The following is an 18881-nucleotide window of genomic DNA, read 5'->3' on the forward strand; positions in this document are numbered from 1 at the left end:
GGTGCATTTTGGAATAAACCGTTTGAAATGAGAAGCGGTTTAATTGGGCAAATTATTTTGGAGTTTAACCTTTCTGTCATTTTAATCTTTTTGTCACATTGAAAAGCTATCATCTACCCATCTTAAATCACTCCCTAGGAATTTTGGATGGATCAGTCAGCGCAGAAAGCACTTGAACAGGCCTTGAAAGGGCCGAAGTTTGAAAAGCGTATCAAACGCCGAAACCTTGTCGATAAAGGGTGGGCTTCCAGTATTTCAATCGGTGGTGTCGGTGTTATTTTGTCGGTACTGCTGATTATGTTTTTCCTTGTTTACGTGGTGGCCCCTTTGTTTATGCCGGCCAGTGTCAAAGAACATTCAAGTTATGCGTTGCCGGGCGGAAATCAGGAAAAAACGCTTTTTTACGGAATGGATGAATATAAAGAAACCGCGATGCGCATTACCGAATCCGGTCAGTTAATCGGGTTCAATGCCGATAATGGACACATTTTGACGCAATCCAAATTGCCTCTGAATGGGGAAACCGTCACCAGTTTTACGCGCGTGAATGAGTCAGACAAGTTAATGGCGTTCGGCTTGTCCAATGGCGGGGTGCTGCTGGCGAAATACGGTTATAACGTGACCTACCCGAATAACGAGCGCAAGGTGACTCCCGCGTTGACTTTTCCATTTGGTCAGTCGCCGTTGATTTTGGGTGACCGCGCGATTACGAAAGTGGCGGCGCGGGTCAGTGACTCGCAATTGGTCGTGGCTTATCAGCAAGCGGGCGGGTCGCATGTTTTCGTGAAACAGTACGATAAGGTTGAATCCATGCTGTCGGACGATGTCGCTCTGGAAGAGTACGCCGAGGGCGAGGTGCCGAATAATATGACGGTGGACTGGCTGATGATGGGGGGCAATATGCGCAACCTGTACTTGGTCTCCAAAGACGGCGCGACACTTTATTATGATTTGTCGAACCTGAGCGAGCCGGTTTTGTTGCAGAAAGTCAACTTGGTGAATGGTGACGAGCAAATCGCTTCTTTGCGTTTTTTATTAGGTGAATATTCGTTAATGGTGGGGACCTCAAAAGGGCGTGTGTTGCAGTGGTTCCCGGTTCGGGACCATAACAACAACTTCCGTTTGGAATTTATTCGTGACTTTAACGTGGATAAAAAACCGGTCAATTTTATTGCCATTGAACATAGTCGTAAAGGGTTTGTAACACTGGACCGCTCCGGTGAGATTAATTTATACAACGCTACGGCGGAACGGCATCTGGCCTCGGTTAAAGTGAATACCGGGTTGAATTTCTTGCTCATGGCCCAGCGCGGTAATGGCGCTTTAGTGGAAACCGCCGACGGTCAGATTCTGAATTACGATATTAAAAACGAACATCCGGATGTGTCCTTCTCAAGTTTGTGGGGTAAAGTTTGGTACGAAGGTTATGAAGAGCCGAGTTATACCTGGCAGTCATCCTCCGCCAGTGCCGACTTTGAGCCAAAATTTTCCATGGTGCCATTGACCTTTGGCACCATTAAAGCGGCACTGTATTCCATGTTGTTTGCCGTACCGCTTGCCGTCCTGGCGGCGATTTATACCGCGTTTTTTATGGACAACAAAACTCGCCAATTCATCAAGCCGACCATCGAGTTGATCGAAGCCTTGCCGACGGTTATTCTCGGGTTCTTAGCCGGTTTGTGGCTGGCACCTTATATGGAATCGCATTTGGCCGGTTTTTTTGCCGTATTGCTGGTGGTGCCGATAGGGATACTTTTATTCGGTTTCGCCTGGTCTCGTCTGCCGGAACCTCTACGCTTGCTGGTTCCGACTGGGCGTCGCGCCGTGCTGATGTTGCCGGTGGTGCTCTTTTTGGGTTGGTTTGCGCTGTCATTGAGCTCACCGATCGAAAACCTATTCTTCCACGGTGATATGCGTCACTGGCTGACGTCCAGTGCAGGCATTGATTTCGATCAGCGTAATGCATTGGTCATCGGGTTTGCGATGGGCTTTGCTTTGATTCCGACCATCTTCTCGGTGGCGGAGGATGCCATCTATAACGTGCCAAGTTATTTAGTCAACGGGTCTTTGGCGCTGGGTGCCAGCGGCTGGCAAACCTTGGTTGGCGTTGTGTTGCCAACGGCCAGCCCGGGGATTTTTTCGGCCATTATGCTGGGCTTCGGACGCGGCATCGGGGAAACGATGATTGTATTGATGGCCTCCGGCAACACGCCGTTGATGGATGTGAATATTTTCCAAGGCATGCGGACGCTGTCAGCCAACCTGGCGGTGGAAATGCCGGAAGCGGAATTGTATAGCTCGCATTACCGCGTGCTGTTCCTGTCCGGTCTGATCTTGTTTATTTTCACGTTTGTTTTCAATACGCTCGCAGAAGTGGTGCGCGAACGCATGCGCCGTAAGTATGGCTCACTATAAAGGATATTGACATGAAAGAATGGTTCAAAAAAGGCGAACATTGGGTTTGGTTTAGTGCGTCGACTGTCAGTATCAGTGTGGTGTTGGTTGTCGGTTTGCTGTTGATGATTTCCTTCCGAGGGTTGGTGCATTTCTGGCCGCACCCAGTTTATGAATATGAAGTGAAAACTAATAACGGCCACATTGAACAAGTGGTCGGCGAATTGCATGAAGTCAAAAGCAAAGAGTTTAAAGACTCGGATGCCGAGGACGGCATCGTCCGAATCCCGCAATATCTGCTGAAAGTCGGAAACCGTGATGTGTACGGTATTGATTTCCGTTGGATTAACTCGGCCAATATCGTTGGGCGTCAAGACATTTTGGATGATGGCGTCACCGTGGTGGAACGCTATGAGTGGGGGAATGTCTACGGTCATTTGGAGCACATTAAGCAAGATGGCAAAATCATTGCCCGGGGCGACAATGTTTTACCGATGATGCAACAGTTGGTCGACAGTGGTTTGGATTTGCACGATCAGATTCGCTACATCGAAAAAGTTGTGATCGGTGGGATCAACTATCAGCTCGAACAATTACGCTTGGACCAGAAACGTCTGGAAGCGAGCGACGATTATACGGCGCAAAAGCAAGCGGAATTCGACGCTGAACGTACCAAGTTAAAGCAAGCTTTTAACGATCAGCAAGATACGTTGAAGGTGCTGTATCGCCAGTCCAATAATTTGGGTGAGGTCACGTTGCAGATTGCGGGTAATAAGTTTATCCACGTTCCGGTTAAATCGATTGTGCGTTTCTGGCAGCCGAACAATATGACGTTTGCCGAACAGGTTGGATTCTTCTTTACGTCCATCGGGCATTTCTTGATTGACGATCCGCGTGAAGCGAACACCGAAGGCGGCGTTTTCCCGGCGATTGTCGGGACGGTGACCATGGTTATTTTGATGGCCATTTTCGTGACCCCGATGGGCGTGATTGCCGCCGTTTATATGAGCGAATACGCCAAAGACGGCATTTTGCTGAGAACGGTGCGAATTTCCATTAATAACCTGGCGGGGGTGCCGTCTATCGTGTTCGGTATCTTTGGCCTCGGGTTCTTCGTTTACATTATCGGCGGCAGTATTGACGAACTTTTCTATAGTTATGCCTTGCCGAGTCCGACCTTCGGGACACCGGCGTTGCTGTGGGCGTCCTTGACCATGGCGCTGTTGACCCTGCCGGTGGTGATTGTTTCCACGCAGGAAGGCTTGTCCCGTATTCCACGTGCCTTGCGTGAGGGCGGCCTGGCGTTGGGCGCAACCAAGTCCGAAACCATTATGAAAATTGTCCTGCCGATGTCGATGCCGGCGATTATGACCGGTTTGATTCTGGCGGTGGCACGTGCCGCGGGCGAAGTGGCACCGCTGATGTTGGTGGGTGTAGTCAAATTGGCACCGGAACTGCCGATTGATTTGAACGCACCGTTTATTCACTTGGACCGTAAGTTCATGCACCTGGGTTTCCATATCTACGACGTCGGCTTCCAAAGCCCGAACGTTGAAGCGTCTCAGCCGCTGGTTTATGCCACGTCTTTATTGTTGGTGTTGATTATCGTCGGTTTGAACCTCGGAGCGATCACGATCCGTAATAAGCTGAGAGAGAAGTACAAAGCCCTGGATAACTAATGGCCTGATGGAAAATGGCCAGGCCTGGTGGATTATTGCAATAGAATTTTAGAATAGGAATGTTGTTATGACTGAACAGAATATGAATATTTCGATTGACCGTGATCATCGTGGTATGCACTTGGACAACGAAAAAATGGCGATTGAAGTGAAGGATTGGAATTTGTTTTACGGTTCCAAGCAAGCCCTGCAAAACATCAATATGAAACTGCCGCAAAACCGGGTAACAGCCTTTATCGGGCCGTCCGGTTGCGGGAAGTCCACTTTATTGCGCTGTTTTAATCGTATGAACGATTTGATCGACATTGTACGTGTGGAAGGCGATATGCTGCTGCACGGCGATGACATGTACAGCAAGCATATGGATGTGGCGGCATTGCGCCGTCGTGTGGGCATGGTGTTCCAAAAACCGAATCCTTTCCCAAAATCCATTTACGAGAACGTCTGTTACGGTTTGCGCTTGCAAGGCATTAGTGATAAGAATGTTTTGGATGAAACGGTGGAATGGGCTCTGAAAGGGGCGGGACTTTGGGAAGAAGTCAAAGACCGTTTGGAAGAGAATGCTTTGGGCATGTCCGGTGGTCAGCAGCAGCGTCTGTGTATTGCGCGTGCCATTGCCATCAAGCCGGAAGTTTTGTTGTTGGACGAGCCGACATCGGCTTTGGACCCGATTTCCACCTTGGCGATTGAAGAGTTGATTTTCGAGCTGAAAAAGGACTTCACCATTTTGATCGTCACGCACAACATGCAGCAGGCGGCACGTGTGTCGGACTATACCGCATTCATGTACATGGGAGATTTGATCGAATATACCGATACCGACTCTCTGTTCACGAATCCGCAAGTAAAACGCACCGAAGATTACATTTCCGGTCGTTATGGTTAAGTGAAATTGCATTAGGTTGAGTATCGTTATAAGAACAATCAGGAGAATCATCACATGGAAAAACAAGAATTCAGCTCACACATTTCGGAAATGCTGAACCGTAATCTGGAAGATTTGTTCAACCACATTCTGGAAATGGGAGGGATGGTTGAGCGTCAGTTCGAAACGGCGTTGGTCGCTTTAGGCAGCGGCGATACCGAAAAAGCGGTGGAAATCATCGCGTTTGACAAAGCGATTAACAAAGCGGAAATGGAAATCGACCGTTTGTGTGCGAAAGTATTGGCGCGCCAGCAACCGACGGCTTCCGATTTGCGTTTGATTATTGCCGCCATTCGCATCGCCATCGACCTGGAACGTATGGGCGACGAGATTGTTAAAATCGCGAAAATGGTCATCGTGTTCGGAAAAGAGCATGAAGTGAAGTGCGCCGAATTGCCGGGCTATGTTGAGTTGATGGATATTTCGACTCGCTCCAACGCCATGTTGAAAACCGCTTTGGATTCGTTTGCTCGTGTTTCCACTGAAGGGTCTGGTAAAATCATTCAGGAAGAAGAATTGATCGATGACATTTTTGCCAAAGCCATGGTGGATTTGAAAACCTCTCTGAAAGAAATGCCGGATCAAGTAGAATGTTTGATGGAAATGATCATTGCGTTGCGCGCATCCGAGCGTGTATCGGATCATGCCCGAAACATTGTGGAAAGTATCATCTACCTGGTTCAGGGGATGGATATGCGTAACCTAGACAGTGATCGTTTGGATGAATTTCTAAACACGCTGGAATCTTAGTGAGAAAGACTTATGACAGAGCAATGCATTTTAGTGGTTGAAGATGAAGCCGCGATTCGAGACATGTTGAATTTCACCTTAACAGCAGCGAATTACAAAGTCATCGAAGCCCCGAATGCAGAGCAAGGCTGGAAAATGTTGTTGGAGCACCAGCCGGATTGCGTATTGTTGGACTGGATGCTGCCGGGGGTTTCCGGTGTTTCGCTGGCTCAGCGTATCCGTCAAAACGACCAGATCGCCAGTACGCCCATTCTTATGCTGACGGCGCGTGGGGAAGAAAACGATCAGGTGCAAGGCTTTGAAGCCGGAGCCGACGATTACGTGGTCAAACCTTTTTCGCCGCGTGCGTTGGTGGCGCGCGTCAAAGCGCTTTTGCGCCGTCAATCGCCTGAAAAGAATGCCTTGGATGTGGTTCGAACCGGCGATTTGAAACTGGATTTGTCCAGTTACCGTTTTACAGTCAATGACCAAGAAGTTAAACTTGGGCCAACAGAGTTCAAGTTAATGCACTTTTTTATGACGCACTCCAACCGGGTTTATACACGGGTCCAACTATTGGATCAGGTCTGGGGGGAGAATGTTGTGGTCGAGGAAAGAACGGTCGATGTTCACATTCGACGTCTCAGAAAACTATTGGAGCCCGTCGGGGCCTCTGATACGATTCAAACCGTGAGAGGTGCTGGCTATCGTTTCTCTGTTGATTAAGAGGAAAACGATTCAGTGTCAAAAGGAATTACGCGGGAACTCACCTGGATCATCACCAGTGTTTGGTTGGCACTGTTCATCGCATGGGTGACCGATTGGTGGATGGCCACGTTTGTCGGTTATGTGCTGTTCTACATGGCTCGTCAGCTTTACAGTATCTATCGTTTCGAACTTTGGATGAAAGGCACGCCCAATGTGTCTTATCCGCCTGGCTCCGGATTATGGGGTGAACTGGGGTACCTAGTCTCACGTAAACAGCGCTCGCTGGAAAAACACGCCGACCTGCAATTTTATAAATCCGAACAATTTCTCGCCGCCTCCATGACGGTGCCGGACGCCATTATTTCGCTCAACGAAGCCAATCAAATTGAATGGTTCAATAATTCCGCCAAAAAACTGTTTAAGCTGAAACACAGCGATACGCACCGCAAAATCGAAAACCTATTACGGCACCCGGACTTCATTCGATACCTCAAAGCGGGTGTCTATGACAAATCGGTGATTTTGTCGTCGTTGAACGGCATTCAGCGGGTGTTCAGTTTAAAGTTGTTTCCGTATTTTCAGGCGCATAAGCTGCTGATTGTTAAAGACATTCACGAACTCTACAATTTGGCGCAAATTCGCCGTGATTTCATTGCCAATGCCTCGCACGAATTGCGCACGCCCTTAACCGTTTTAAACGGTTATATCGAAGTGATGATGGACGGTCAGGAGCCGGATTCGATTTGGGAAAAGCCGCTGGAACAGATGCATAATCAATCGGAGCGCATGCAGTCCATTATCAACGACCTTTTGACGTTATCGGCGATGGAATCGGAGACACTGGTGGATAAAGAGAAAACCGTCCCCATTGCACAAATTCTCAAAAAGATGGAGCAAGATGCCACCCAGATGAGTCAGGGGAAACACACCTTTACGTTCGAGTTGGACGAAAGCTTGGCCTTGAAAGGCTATGAGGAACCGTTGAAAAGTGTGTTGATGAATCTGATTTCCAATGCCATTCGTTATACGCCGGACGGAGGGGAAATCACCGTGCGCTGGTATGAAGATGAAAAAGGGCCGCATTTTCAGGTGGAAGATACCGGCATCGGAATTTCTCAGGAACACATCAGTCGTTTGACGGAGCGTTTTTACCGAGTGGATACGGCGCGTTCACGCGACACAGGTGGAACCGGTTTGGGGTTGGCTATTGTCAAACATATCTTGGAGCGCCATGAGGCCAAGCTGGTGATTAAAAGCCAATATGGCAAAGGCTCAACTTTCCGTTGTGATTTTCCGCGTAAGAAAGCGGTGCATTAACATAAGTAGCGGTGTTGGTTGGAAGGTTAATCAACAAAGAAAATGCCCAGGCCTGGCGGGAATGATGGAATCACCAGGCCTGGTTGAAATGAATGTTCAGTTGACGCTTCGAAAGGGGGATGGCTTACGGCAACATCATTTTAGGGTAACATCATCCCGCGGATGGTGAAGTAAATCATCGCGGCGAGAATGCCGGAAACCGGCACGGTAATCACCCAGGCGGCGACGATTTTCAAGAAAGCGGAGCGCTTGACCAATTCTTTTTGATACACCTTATTCAACGATTTACGTTCTTTTTTGGACAGCTCCACTTCGGCTTTATGTTGTTTGAGTTCCGCCAGCATGGTTTTCTTTTCTTGCAAGCTCGCGTTGCTGAAACGGTCGATGTATTGTTCGATTTCCGCTTGATTAACCCCCTCGTGGTGGTCACGAATCTGTTGCAGGGTCTTGGCGTAGTTACGTTTCAGGTATTCACGCAGGAAGCCGACACCAAAAATCCCGCCCACGGCAATGTGGGTGGAGCTGACCGGCAAGCCCAATTGCGAGGCAAGAATCACTGTGATGGCGGCCGCCATGGCAATCGAGAAGGCCCGCATTTGATCCAGTTCGGTGATTTCCGAACCGACGGTTTTAATCAGCTTCGGTCCGAACAATAGCAAGCCTAAACTGATACCGATGGCGCCGATCAGCATGACCCACAGCGGAATTTCCGCTTTGGTAGAGACTTCGTGGCTTTGTACGGCATCATTGATGGCCGCCAGCGGGCCGACGGCGTTGGCAACGTCATTGGCCCCGTGGGCGAAACTCAACAGAGCGGCGGCAAAGATTAATGGAATGGTAAACAGGGTGTTAACGCTGGCTTTACTGCTTTTTAGGCCAATGGCTTGACGGGCGATCATCGGACGGACGGCCAGGTAGATAACGAATGCAATCGCGACCCCAACCAGCGAGGCGGTTAAAAAGTCCGTGTGCCAAATCTTCTTCAGGCCTTTTAAAATTAAATAGGTGGAAAAGGCCCAAGCCATAACGGAAATGAGGATGGGGACCATCTTTTTGGCCGCGGTGAGCATATCGTCCTGATAGGTAATACTGCGTTTGATCCAGAGCAGGAACATGGCGGCGATCAGGCCGCCGATCACCGGCGAGATAATCCAGCTGGCGGCAATGGCTCCCATTTTATCCCAGTTGGCGATTTCCCAACCGGTGGCGGCAATACCGGCACCCAGTACGCCACCAACAATCGAGTGAGTCGTCGATACCGGCGCGCCCATGGCCGTGGCCAGGTTCAGCCAGATGGCACCGGATAAGAGTGCGGCAATCATCAGCCAGACAAAGGTGTCGCCGTTTTCAATCAGGTCGGGGTCGATAATGCCTTTTTTAATGGTGCTGATGACGTCGCCACCGGCAATCAAGGCGCCAGCGGATTCAAATATCGCTGCAATGATGATGGCACCGGTTAAGGTCAACGCTTTGGAGCCCACCGCCGGCCCGACGTTGTTGGCCACGTCATTGGCGCCGATATTCATGGCCATGTAGCCGCCGATCATAGCGGCAATCACCAATTCAACACTGACCGTTCCGGTTCCGAGTTGCAAATTGGCGGAGAAAAGCATGATGAGGATGATGAAGAGCAGGGCGGAGCCGAATCGAAACATCTCCTTTCGGCTTTTGCTGGTGGCGTCTTCTATGTCATTAATGTCCCGAAATTCCATTGAGTGTCTCTCTTTTCAATTTGAGCGATTCTGACAAGCAGGAATTGTATAAAAAATTACATGACGATTGGGATAATGTGACAAATATATTGCAATATATTTGATGTATGGTGAGTTTTCAGGCCTGTCGGGCGGGTTTGAAATGTGTCACATAACTGTCATTTTTGTTTCATTTGGATGTTACGCCAGCGCTTCATAATTCTTCCTGTCTATAAAGATAAATACTTTCTATTTTTTAGGAGAAGAAGTAATGAAACGCAATCTACTAATTGCAATGGGTCTTGCGACCGCCGTGATTTCTAACACTGTTTATGCTGCCGGTGTGGATTCTGCTATTCCAGAATACAAAAAAGTTTCCGGTGTTTCCGGTAACTTGTCTTCTGTTGGTTCCGATACCTTGGCGAACTTGATGACGCTTTGGGCTGAAGAGTTTAAACGTACTTATCCTAACGTCAATATTCAAATTCAAGCCGCTGGTTCTTCAACGGCTCCTCCGGCATTGACGGAATCCACTTCTAACATCGGTCCTATGAGCCGTAAAATGAAGTCTAAAGAAACGGCCATGTTCGAGAAAAAACACGGTTATAAGCCTACTGCAATCGGTGTTGCAATCGATGCGTTAGCGGTTTACGTCAACAAAGACAACCCAATCAAAGGCTTGGCGATTCCACAAGTGGATGCGATCTTCTCTTCAACGCGTAAGTGTGGTTCGAAAAACGATATCACAACTTGGGGTGGTGTTGGTCTGACAGGTGCGTGGAAAGATAAGTCTATCCAGCTTTACGGGCGTAACTCCGTTTCCGGTACTTACGGTTACTTCAAGAAGAAAGCGCTTTGTAAAGGTGACTACAAGTCTTCTGTAAACGAGCAACCAGGTTCGGCTTCCGTTGTTCAATCCGTTACATCTTCTTTGAACGGCATCGGTTATTCCGGTATCGGTTATAAAACAGCCGGTGTTAAAGCGGTTCCGCTTTCTAAGAAAGACGACGGTAAATTTGTAGCGGCCACGCCTGAGAACGCGTTGAACGGTACTTATCCTTTGGCGCGCGTGCTTTACGTTTACGTCAACAAAGCACCGAACAAGCCTCTTGAGCCAGTCGTGAAACAATTCTTGAACTTGGTTCTTTCTCAAAAAGGTCAACAAGATGTCGTGAAAGACGGTTACATTCCTCTACCAGCAAACATGGTTGAGAAATACCGCGCGATCATCAACAAGTAATTACTTGTTATCCTTGTCAAAAAGCCCTCTTCGGAGGGCTTTTTTCGTTTGAGATGAAAACCACCGGGGCCGGTGGTTTTTCAGTTTCTGCGAACCCATTAAACCAATTCGATTTCAATGTCCGATAAGGGAATCACGCTGCACGTCAAAATATAACCGTTATCGGTTTCATAGACCGGATCCTGAATTTCTTCTACATCACCGGAAACCAACCGTACTTCGCAGGCACCGCAATTGCCGCCGCGACAACTGTAGGGCATATCAAACCCGGCGTCGTCCAATGCGTCCAGTAATGAAAACTGGCCGTCAAATTCACATTCTCCTTGTCCTGATACTTTAATTTTAGGCATGGTTTTTGACCTTTGTTAAGCGTGTTAGAAGAGAGCCTTGCACGAGATGGATACACGGCTAAAAATGGCTAAAATTTTCCTGAATGTCGTTGAAAAACTCGTTAATAGCTCGCTATTAGCGTCGTTTTCCGCCTAATTCAGAAAAATTCTATCTCATTTTTTACTCGCGTCCCACCCGTACAAAGCTCTCTAAGAAGTTTTATTTTAACAATTCAAATCCCATTCTTTGCAGTAAAATAACGTCAATTTATAAACTTGGTTTATTTGGTTAATCATTTATTTTAATGGAAGGGTGATTATGACGTGGACAGCGTTTCAGTCTAAATTTCAACACATTCGCGACAACAAGGCGTTTGAGTTATTTGTTATTTCCGTGATTATCCTCTCGTCACTTCTGATCGGGGTGCGCACTTACAATCTACCGGAAACGGCGCTCACGTTCCTGTGGGTCATGGATTATGGCGTGACGGTGTTTTTTTTGATTGAAATCCTGATTCGAATGGCGGCGGAAGACCGGTTGAAAGACTTCTTTAAGAAAGGTTGGAATGTCTTTGACTTCACCATTGTGGTGGTGAGTTTGATTCCGTTGGACGATTCCGAGTATGCCTTGATTGCGCGGATGCTGCGTCTGTTCCGGGTCATGCGTTTGATTTCGTTTATTCCGGAACTGCGAGTGCTGGTTAGCGCTTTGATTACCGCCTTGCCGCGCATGGGGTATGTCGCACTGTTGATGTTCATTATCTTTTATCTGTACGCTGTCATCGGTAATTTGTTGTTTGCCGACATTAACCCGACACTGTGGGGCGATTTGGGCATTTCGCTGTTGACCCTATTCCGAGTCGCCACCTTTGAGGACTGGACGGATGTGATGTACGAAACCATGGCGGTGTACAGCTTAAGTTGGATTTATTATCTGACGTTCATCTTCTTCTCGGCATTCGTTTTCCTGAACATGATGATCGGGATAGTGGTGGAAGTGCTGGATGAAGAGCATAAAAAAATGCTGGCCGAGGAAGAAGAGGTTGTTCATCAGCAGGAACAAGCCTACCAGGACCGATTGGAGACTGAAATGGCCGCTTTACATGAAAAGTTGGATCGCTTACTGGCGGAACGCAGCGAAACTCGTCCTTAAGTCGGTCGACGGCCTGTTATAAAATAAATTTATATATAAATAAAGGTTGATATGGGGAAAGATTTTATATAAGCTATTTCTTATATATACATAAAAACGCTAACTAGAACTTATTATCGCTCAATCCGTGTGACGAGGAACACGGCACGGGCGCTTTCCGGCCGTTAACAATCATTGTCGTGAAGTTAAGTGTTGGAAAGTTATCTCAATAAGGAGTTAGTCATGAAACCATTTCAGTTCCAAATCTTACACATCCTCGCGCCGCTGGGTGCGGCCGGGATGACCGCCTCGTTCTTTTTTGTCGTTAACTATATGACTGCCCATCCGGGCAATGCGTTTATCGACTTCAATACCTTGCTCGCCAATCATTTCGGGAAAACCGATGCGTTGAATCTGTTGATTCAAACTTACATCGGCGGCATTATTTTGTCCGCTTCCTTGCATTTCTTTTTACTGTTCCGGTGGTTCAGGGGATTCAACCGTTTTCGACAGAGTGCCGAATACACCGCCCTAAAAGCGTCCAATAAGGAAGTTCAGTTAATGGCGATTCCCTTGACCCTTACCATGACCATGAATGTATTTTTTATTCTTGGCGCTTTGTTCATTCCGGGGCTGTTTGACCCAGTGACCTGGATGGGGATTCGGGCGCAATTAATCGACTTCTTGTTTGTCGGCGCCGGGGTGTATTTCATCGCCATGCTGGTCTTGGCGTTGAAAATCTTTTCGGTGTATTGGCTGCGCTTGGTGAATGGCAACCTGGATTTCAGTGAAAACGCCAACCTGTCGCAGTTGATTGCCATTTTCTCATTTGCGATGATTGCCGTGGGGTTGGGCGCCTTAGGGTTCTCCAAAGTGCCGTGGATTGCCTTGATTGGCATGAGTTTGTCCTACATCGTGATGGGAATGACGGCGATTTTGGCGGGCATCAAATTGATGCTGGGCTTTAAATCCATGTTCAAACAAGGCATTTCGGCATCTGCATCCGTGACATTGTTGTTGCCGGTGGTGATTATCGGTATGTTCGTGGTGGGGTTATATCGCGCGGATATTGCTAATATGCATGCCTTGCAGTTGGAGCGTAATGTCAATTATCACCTGCTGGTATTCACGGTTGGCGCGGGCATTTCGGTGTTGGTCGGTTTGTTTGGCTTGATGGTGATGAAACGCAGTGGCTTTTTCAAGCAGATGGCGGAAAATCGTTCGGATGCGTCGTCCTTTGCGATGGTGTGCCCGGGGTTTGCTTTTGAAGTGCAGCTGGTGCTGTGGCTGAATATCGGCTTGGTGTACTCAGGCCTGGTGGAATTCGGCAGTTCCGGTTATTTTGCGTTGTGGGTGCCGTTGATTATGGTGCAGTTAACCACCATCTATTTTCTATTGCGCTTGCTGCGGATGCATCGTTTTCTGAAGTTTGAGCGGGCAACGACCGACAAAGCTCCCGGTTTTATGGTGATGCCTGAGCCGCGATGAAACCATCGGTTAAAATCGGATAGAGTGAAAATGCAAAAAAAAAGCACCTGAAAAGGTGCTTTTTGCTATCGGCTTGGCTGTGCAGTAAAAATTTACCAGACCAACAGTTTATAGCCTTCTTCCTGCAGTTCCATTAAGGCCGCGGCCCCCACCTCGGAATATTCCGCAAATGGGCGCATGTCCTTGTCGGTCCAATGCAGGGTGTTCATGGTGTTACCGCAGGCAATCCAGCGCACATTGTAGTCTTTGGCGAAGCTGGCGACGCGTTCGTAGGTCAGGGGTTCCACTTCGCGTTGCGGCTTTTTGGCCAATACATGAATGCCTGGGCCGATGGCGACCACCGCGATATCGACATTATCACCGTAGCGTTTGATCATCGCTTGGATGGAATTCAAAATGCTGTGCTGGTAGGCCGGGTCGGCTTTGTTCCACATATAAACCGCATGGTGTTCGGCCGGGTCGCCCGGAAAACGGTCAGACGGTGGGTCTTGCAGTTCCGGAACCGGTTTCAGTTTGCCGTCGTTTCCGGCGGAACCGTCTGCGGAGGCTTGCGCGCCCAACGCCAAGCACATCAGCAAGGCAAAAGGGATGAGTCGGTTGAGTTGCGTGTTTAATCGCATAGTGATCTCCTGATTCAATTCGAAAACCATTATACTCTTCATGATTCGGACAATCTGAAAGAGATATTTTATAGAGGATTATAAGTTGAGCTTACAGACACAAATTGAAAACAAAGTGAAAGACGCATTTGATGTCACCTTTCTGCAACTGGAAAACGAAAGCCACATGCATTCCGGCCCGGCGGATGAATCACATTTCAAACTCACCTTGGTGGCGGCGGAGTTTGGCGGTGTGTCGAAAGTCAAACGCCATCAGGCGGTGTACAAAGCGCTGAGCGATGAAATGCCGCAATTTCATGCGCTGGCGTTGCATACGTTCAGCCTGGCGGAATGGGAAGCCCGCCCGGATGTCGCGGACTCGCCGCTTTGCAAAGGCGGCAGCAATGCGTAAAAATCGCAGGCCTGGCCGTTTTCAGGGTTACGCGGCCTTGGCCGGTTTTTGGGTAATGAGCTGTTCAATCAGCGGTTGCACGCGTTTGAGTATGGTCGGCTGGGCTTGAGCGTTGGGGTGTAAACCGTCATCTTGCGCCATATCCGGGTCCATCACCACCGTTTCCAGAAAAAACGGGTCAAAGAGCAGTTGGTTGCGTTCGGCGACTTGCTGAAAAGTCTTTTGCAGTAACGCATCGTAGGCCGGGCCGTAATTGGTGGGCAGACGAATGCCAAGCAGCAACACCTCGGCACCGGCTTGGCGGCTCATGTCCACCATCTGTTGCAGGTTGCGTTCGGTGGTTTGCAGCACCTGGCCGCGCAAGGCATCGTTGGCCCCCAGTTCCAGAATGACCCAATCCGGTTGATGTCGTTTCAGTAAGGCCGGTAAGCGGCTTTTGCCGCCGGAGGTGGTTTCGCCGCTGATGCTGGCGTTCACCACTTGAATATTCCGGTTTTTTAAATCCTGTGTCAGCAGCGCCACCCAACCTTTTTCCACCGGCATGCCGTAGGCGGCACTCAAACTGTCGCCCAAGACCAGAAGCGTCGGTTCGGTGGGGGCGGGTTTTGCTTTGGGTTTTTCCTTAGCTTGCGTTACACTTGAGTAACCAAACAGAACGGTCAGCGTCACCGTCAGAAACAAAAGAGAGCGAAGATGAAAGAAGAAGCCGTTTTGTGCTTGAAGGACGTGCATTACCATGTCTCGTCTGATGATGAAGAGTTATCTATCATAAAGGGCTGCGATTTGTCTGTCCAGCCGGGCGAAAAGCTGTCGATTGTCGGCCGCTCCGGTTCGGGAAAATCCACCTTGTTGTCGTTGATGGCCGGGCTGGAATTGCCGACCGATGGTGAAGTACGCTTGTTCGGTCAGGCCCTGAATCACCTCGACGAAGACCGTCGCGCGCAGTTACGGGCCTTGCAGGTAGGATTTGTTTTTCAGAATTTCCAGTTGATGCCGAGCATGACGGCGCTGGAAAATGTGCTGATGCCGCTGGAGTTGTTTCAAGTCAGTGATGCCGATGACAAAGCCTTACAAGCCTTGGATAAGGTCGGGCTGGGGCATCGTTTGTCGCATCGTCCGTCGGAACTCTCAGGCGGCGAGCAGCAGCGAGTGGCGCTGGCAAGAGCCTTTGTCACCGAACCGAAAATTCTGTTTGCCGACGAACCCACCGGTAACCTTGACGAAACCACCGCAGAACAGGTTCAGCACTTGCTGTTTCAACTGAATGACGAACTGCACACCACCCTCGTGCTGGTAACGCACGACTCCGATTTTGCCCGCCAGTGTGACCGGGCGCTGACCTTGCATAATGGGCGGTTACAAGCGGTATGAAAGGTTACTGGCAAGATGCTTGGACCGCTTCGCTGTGGTTCTGGCGTGGATTGAAACGCGGCGATTGGGTATGGTTGTTGTTGGCGGTGGTGATTGCCAGCGCCTCGGTGACGTTTGTGGAGCAGCTTGGTAAAACCGTGAAGGATTCCATGTTGCGCCAAGCCGCCAATGACTTGGGTGCGGATTATGTGTTGCGCAGTTCCCGGCCGATTGACGACAAGTGGACAACATTGGCCGATGAATTGGGTTTGCAAACCGCGCAAACCGAAACGCTGGTGACCATGGCCTTGAGTGGAGGACGTTTCCAGTTGGTGCGCCTCAAAGGGGTATCGTCAAATTATCCGTTACGCAATTATCAAAACCGTTTTCCGGCCGTAATGCCATCCGATAAAACCTCTGAACAGCGAAGTGTCTGGGTGGAATCGGCGTTGATTCCGTTAATGCAATTACAGGACGACAGCGTCATTACGCTGGGGAAAACCGAATTTTCCCTGGGCGGCACCTTCCAACCGTTGGGCGCGGCCGGCGGTATGGGCGCCTTTTCGCATCAAATGGTGATTCCGTTGGCCGACATGGCCGCTACGGAACTGAAAGGGCCGGGCAGTCGTGTGGAATACGAGTTGGCCTTGATCGGAACACCGAACGCCATTGAGCGTTTTGCCGAGGCCGTGGAAGCGGAACAGAATCCGCACCTTCAAAGTTTATCCGCGCAAGCGCCATCGCAGGATTTGGCGCAATCACTGGACACCGCGTGGTTGTTTTTGGAATTGTCGGCCTTATCCGCGGTGTTGGTGGCGGGCTTGTCGATTCTGATTGCCAGCCGTTTTTATTTGCAGCGTTGGCAGAATTCCATCGCCCTGATGCGAGCCTTCGGCGCGCAACGCGCTCAGATGACCCGTTTGTTTGCGTTTCAGCTGAGCTGGTTGGCGATCATCGCCAGTGGTGTCGGCGTGGCGCTGGGGGCCGGATTGTTTCAAGCCAGTTTACCGTTGCTACGGGATTACTTCGATCCGCTGGTGCCAGCTTATCAATCGTCTATTTATCTGCATGGCTTTTTGATGGGCTTTTTGGTGTTGTGGAGTTTTGCCTGGCAGGCCTATCGCCATGCGGTCAGCACCTCGCCGATGCAGTTGTTGAAGAATTTATCGCGTCAGCCGCAAATGCGCCAATGGCTGGTCAGCTTGGGGTTGGTTCTGCTGGTGGTGATGTTGATGACCGGCTATGTCTGGTGGGTGCTGGTCGGGCTGGTGGCGGCCGGTGTCGTATTGTATCTGGCCGCCTTGGGGTTGTTGCGCTTTGTCGGTTGGTTGCAGCATCGCAGCCGCGGCTGGCTTAAGTTGTCGCTGGCGGCTTTGTTGCGCGAGCCAGGCCTGGTGAAAATTCAGTTAATCTCAATGGGGCTGGTTTTGTTCGTATTGATGTTGATGACGTTTGTGCGCCATGATTTGATGGCCAATTGGCAAGCGTCTTTGCCGGTCAACACGCCGGATACCTTTATCGTCAACGTGCAACCGGATCAAAAAGACACCGTGCAAACCGTGTTGAAAGGGGATGGCATTGAAACCAACTTGGTGCCGATGGCCCGCGGGCGTTTGGTGGCGGTGAACGACGAACCGATTCGTGCGCAGGAACAGGAATCCAATCGGGCGAGACGCCTATTGGAACGGGAATCGAATATCGCCGTGTTGGAAACCCCACCGGCTTACAATGAAATGCTGGCGGAAAGCCAACCCAAGCACGGTTTGCCGCAGGTGTCGCTGGAAGAAGGCATGGCCGAATTGTTCGGGGTGCAGTTGAACGATGTGCTGACCTTCAGTTTCAGCGGGCAGGATTGGCGTTATGAAGTGACCTCGATTCGCAAGGTGCAGTGGCAGAGTTTCCGTTTGAATTTCTTTTTCATTGTGCAGCCGGCCGCCGACCGACTTCTGCCGATTTCCTATATCGGCAACTTTGCGCTGGCGGATCGTTCGGTGGACGTCAATGCGCTGACCCAGCAATTGGCACAACAAGCACCGGGCGTGTTGCTGATTGATGCACGGCGTATTCTGACTCAGGTGCAAACCATTATGTCGCAAGCCAGTTGGGCGGTGTCCGGCCTGTATGGCTTTACCTTGCTGGCGAGTTTGATTGTCTTGTTTACCGCCACCATGGCCAGTCAACAAACCCGTGTGCAAAGCTGGTTGCTGTTGCGCACCCTGGGTGCGACGCAACGCGACATCACCAAAATCGGTTTGATGGAGTTCATTCTGCTCGGCGCGTTAGCCGGATTTCTGGCGGCCACCTTTGCTCAACTCGCCGGTTTGGCAGTCAATCAATTTGTGCTTAAAGTCTCACCGGAATGGAATCCGGAATTGTGGGTGATCAGCGTGCTGAGCGGGGCGATGGTTTTGTGGTTAATTGGCTGGTTGACGCAAAAACGTTATTTGCGTTTATCGCCGCGTCGAATGGCGCAAAAGTGGTCGGATTGATTTCGGCGTAAGCCCTCGTCGAATGTCGACAGAAAGCGAGCATAAGGTGCTTGATTAAAATCCGAATCACTTTATAATGTGCGATTCAATGGTCTCGGGGCATGGCTCAGTCTGGTAGAGCACCGTCATGGGGTGGCGGGGGTCGCAGGTTCAAATCCTGCTGTCCCGACCAATTTAATTATGCAGCTTATCCCTCTCGTTTTCCTCTTCTTTTTTAGACGAACTAATTGTCTCTTTCCTCAGATTGACTAACTTTTCGGTTTCAAAAACGCTAAAACATATAAAAGAATAATGATTTTTAGCGCTTCATGCGGTAGTCTTTAGTATTATTCATTATGATTCCAGTTTTAAACCGATACAGAACGTTATGCAAAGTTACTCTATAAATGAAGCTCAATC

Annotated in this window: 16 protein-coding genes and 1 tRNA gene; 13 read left to right on the forward strand and 4 right to left on the reverse strand. The window is 49.5% G+C overall.

The window, feature by feature from the left end:
- Window positions 1-147: 147 nt before the first annotated feature.
- From AC0KH7_RS02665 to phoR, 6 genes are all read left to right on the forward strand, one after another.
- A complete protein-coding gene (locus AC0KH7_RS02665) occupies window positions 148-2415 on the forward strand; it encodes an ABC transporter permease subunit (RefSeq protein WP_472370448.1) in 2268 nt (755 codons plus the stop codon).
- An 11-nt stretch (window positions 2416-2426) separates the two neighbouring features.
- Complete coding sequence (gene pstA, locus AC0KH7_RS02670; RefSeq protein ID WP_472370450.1) at window positions 2427-4073, forward strand: phosphate ABC transporter permease PstA; 1647 nt, start codon at window positions 2427-2429, stop codon at window positions 4071-4073.
- Window positions 4074-4140: 67 nt separating this feature from the next.
- Window positions 4141-4959 (forward strand): phosphate ABC transporter ATP-binding protein PstB, encoded by an 819-nt coding sequence (gene pstB, locus AC0KH7_RS02675; protein WP_472370452.1) that lies wholly within the window; start codon window positions 4141-4143, stop codon window positions 4957-4959.
- Window positions 4960-5013: 54 nt separating this feature from the next.
- Window positions 5014-5748: a phosphate signaling complex protein PhoU gene (phoU, locus tag AC0KH7_RS02680; RefSeq protein ID WP_472370454.1), complete on the forward strand. Its 735-nt coding sequence runs from the start codon at window positions 5014-5016 to the stop codon at window positions 5746-5748.
- A 12-nt stretch (window positions 5749-5760) separates the two neighbouring features.
- Window positions 5761-6453 carry a phosphate regulon transcriptional regulator PhoB gene (phoB, locus tag AC0KH7_RS02685; RefSeq protein ID WP_472370456.1) on the forward strand — a complete coding sequence of 231 codons (693 nt, stop codon included), beginning with the start codon at window positions 5761-5763 and terminating at the stop codon, window positions 6451-6453.
- Between the two features lie 15 nt (window positions 6454-6468).
- Window positions 6469-7752, forward strand: a complete 1284-nt coding sequence (gene phoR, locus AC0KH7_RS02690; RefSeq protein WP_472370458.1) for a phosphate regulon sensor histidine kinase PhoR — start codon at window positions 6469-6471, stop codon at window positions 7750-7752.
- 140 nt (window positions 7753-7892) lie between these two features.
- On the opposite strand, the gene AC0KH7_RS02695 is transcribed toward phoR, so the two are convergent.
- Complete coding sequence (locus tag AC0KH7_RS02695) at window positions 7893-9464, reverse strand: inorganic phosphate transporter (protein ID WP_472370460.1); 1572 nt, start codon at window positions 9462-9464, stop codon at window positions 7893-7895.
- Window positions 9465-9714: 250 nt separating this feature from the next.
- Here AC0KH7_RS02695 and AC0KH7_RS02700 point away from each other — a divergent pair, with 250 nt between their 5' ends.
- The gene (locus tag AC0KH7_RS02700; RefSeq protein ID WP_472370462.1) at window positions 9715-10683 is read left to right on the forward strand and encodes a PstS family phosphate ABC transporter substrate-binding protein; all 969 of its coding nucleotides are present in this window, start codon (window positions 9715-9717) and stop codon (window positions 10681-10683) included.
- Window positions 10684-10781: 98 nt separating this feature from the next.
- On the opposite strand, the gene AC0KH7_RS02705 is transcribed toward AC0KH7_RS02700, so the two are convergent.
- Window positions 10782-11033: a 2Fe-2S iron-sulfur cluster-binding protein gene (locus tag AC0KH7_RS02705; RefSeq protein WP_472370464.1), complete on the reverse strand. Its 252-nt coding sequence runs from the start codon at window positions 11031-11033 to the stop codon at window positions 10782-10784.
- A gap of 298 nt (window positions 11034-11331) precedes the next feature.
- Here AC0KH7_RS02705 and AC0KH7_RS02710 point away from each other — a divergent pair, with 298 nt between their 5' ends.
- Together AC0KH7_RS02710 and AC0KH7_RS02715 are read left to right on the forward strand one after the other, a co-directional pair.
- The gene (locus tag AC0KH7_RS02710; RefSeq protein ID WP_472370466.1) at window positions 11332-12165 is read left to right on the forward strand and encodes an ion transporter; all 834 of its coding nucleotides are present in this window, start codon (window positions 11332-11334) and stop codon (window positions 12163-12165) included.
- Between the two features lie 222 nt (window positions 12166-12387).
- Window positions 12388-13632: a TsoY family (seleno)protein gene (locus AC0KH7_RS02715; protein WP_472370468.1), complete on the forward strand. Its 1245-nt coding sequence runs from the start codon at window positions 12388-12390 to the stop codon at window positions 13630-13632.
- A 92-nt stretch (window positions 13633-13724) separates the two neighbouring features.
- Here AC0KH7_RS02715 and AC0KH7_RS02720 read toward each other — a convergent pair whose 3' ends face one another.
- Window positions 13725-14252: a DsrE family protein gene (locus AC0KH7_RS02720; protein ID WP_225972382.1), complete on the reverse strand. Its 528-nt coding sequence runs from the start codon at window positions 14250-14252 to the stop codon at window positions 13725-13727.
- A gap of 85 nt (window positions 14253-14337) precedes the next feature.
- Between AC0KH7_RS02720 and AC0KH7_RS02725 the strand changes: the two genes are divergently transcribed.
- On the forward strand, window positions 14338-14643 hold the full coding sequence (locus AC0KH7_RS02725) for a BolA family protein (RefSeq protein ID WP_472370470.1): 306 nt from the start codon (window positions 14338-14340) through the stop codon (window positions 14641-14643).
- A gap of 27 nt (window positions 14644-14670) precedes the next feature.
- Here the strand turns inward: AC0KH7_RS02725 and AC0KH7_RS02730 are convergent, their stop codons facing one another.
- Window positions 14671-15375, reverse strand: coding sequence for an arylesterase (locus AC0KH7_RS02730; protein WP_472370472.1), 705 nt, complete (start codon window positions 15373-15375; stop codon window positions 14671-14673).
- Between AC0KH7_RS02730 and AC0KH7_RS02735 the strand changes: the two genes are divergently transcribed.
- From AC0KH7_RS02735 to AC0KH7_RS02745, 3 genes are all read left to right on the forward strand, one after another.
- Window positions 15337-16014 carry an ABC transporter ATP-binding protein gene (locus AC0KH7_RS02735; RefSeq protein ID WP_472370474.1) on the forward strand — a complete coding sequence of 226 codons (678 nt, stop codon included), beginning with the start codon at window positions 15337-15339 and terminating at the stop codon, window positions 16012-16014. The genes AC0KH7_RS02730 and AC0KH7_RS02735 overlap by 39 nt on opposite strands.
- Window positions 16011-18482, forward strand: a complete 2472-nt coding sequence (locus AC0KH7_RS02740; RefSeq protein ID WP_472370476.1) for an ABC transporter permease — start codon at window positions 16011-16013, stop codon at window positions 18480-18482. Before AC0KH7_RS02735 ends, AC0KH7_RS02740 begins: the two co-directional genes overlap by 4 nt.
- A 95-nt stretch (window positions 18483-18577) precedes the next feature.
- A tRNA-Pro gene (locus AC0KH7_RS02745) sits at window positions 18578-18654 on the forward strand.
- Window positions 18655-18881 lie beyond the last annotated feature (227 nt).

The organism is Hydrogenovibrio sp., assembly GCF_965140365.1.
GTDB lineage: Bacteria > Pseudomonadota > Gammaproteobacteria > Thiomicrospirales > Thiomicrospiraceae > Hydrogenovibrio.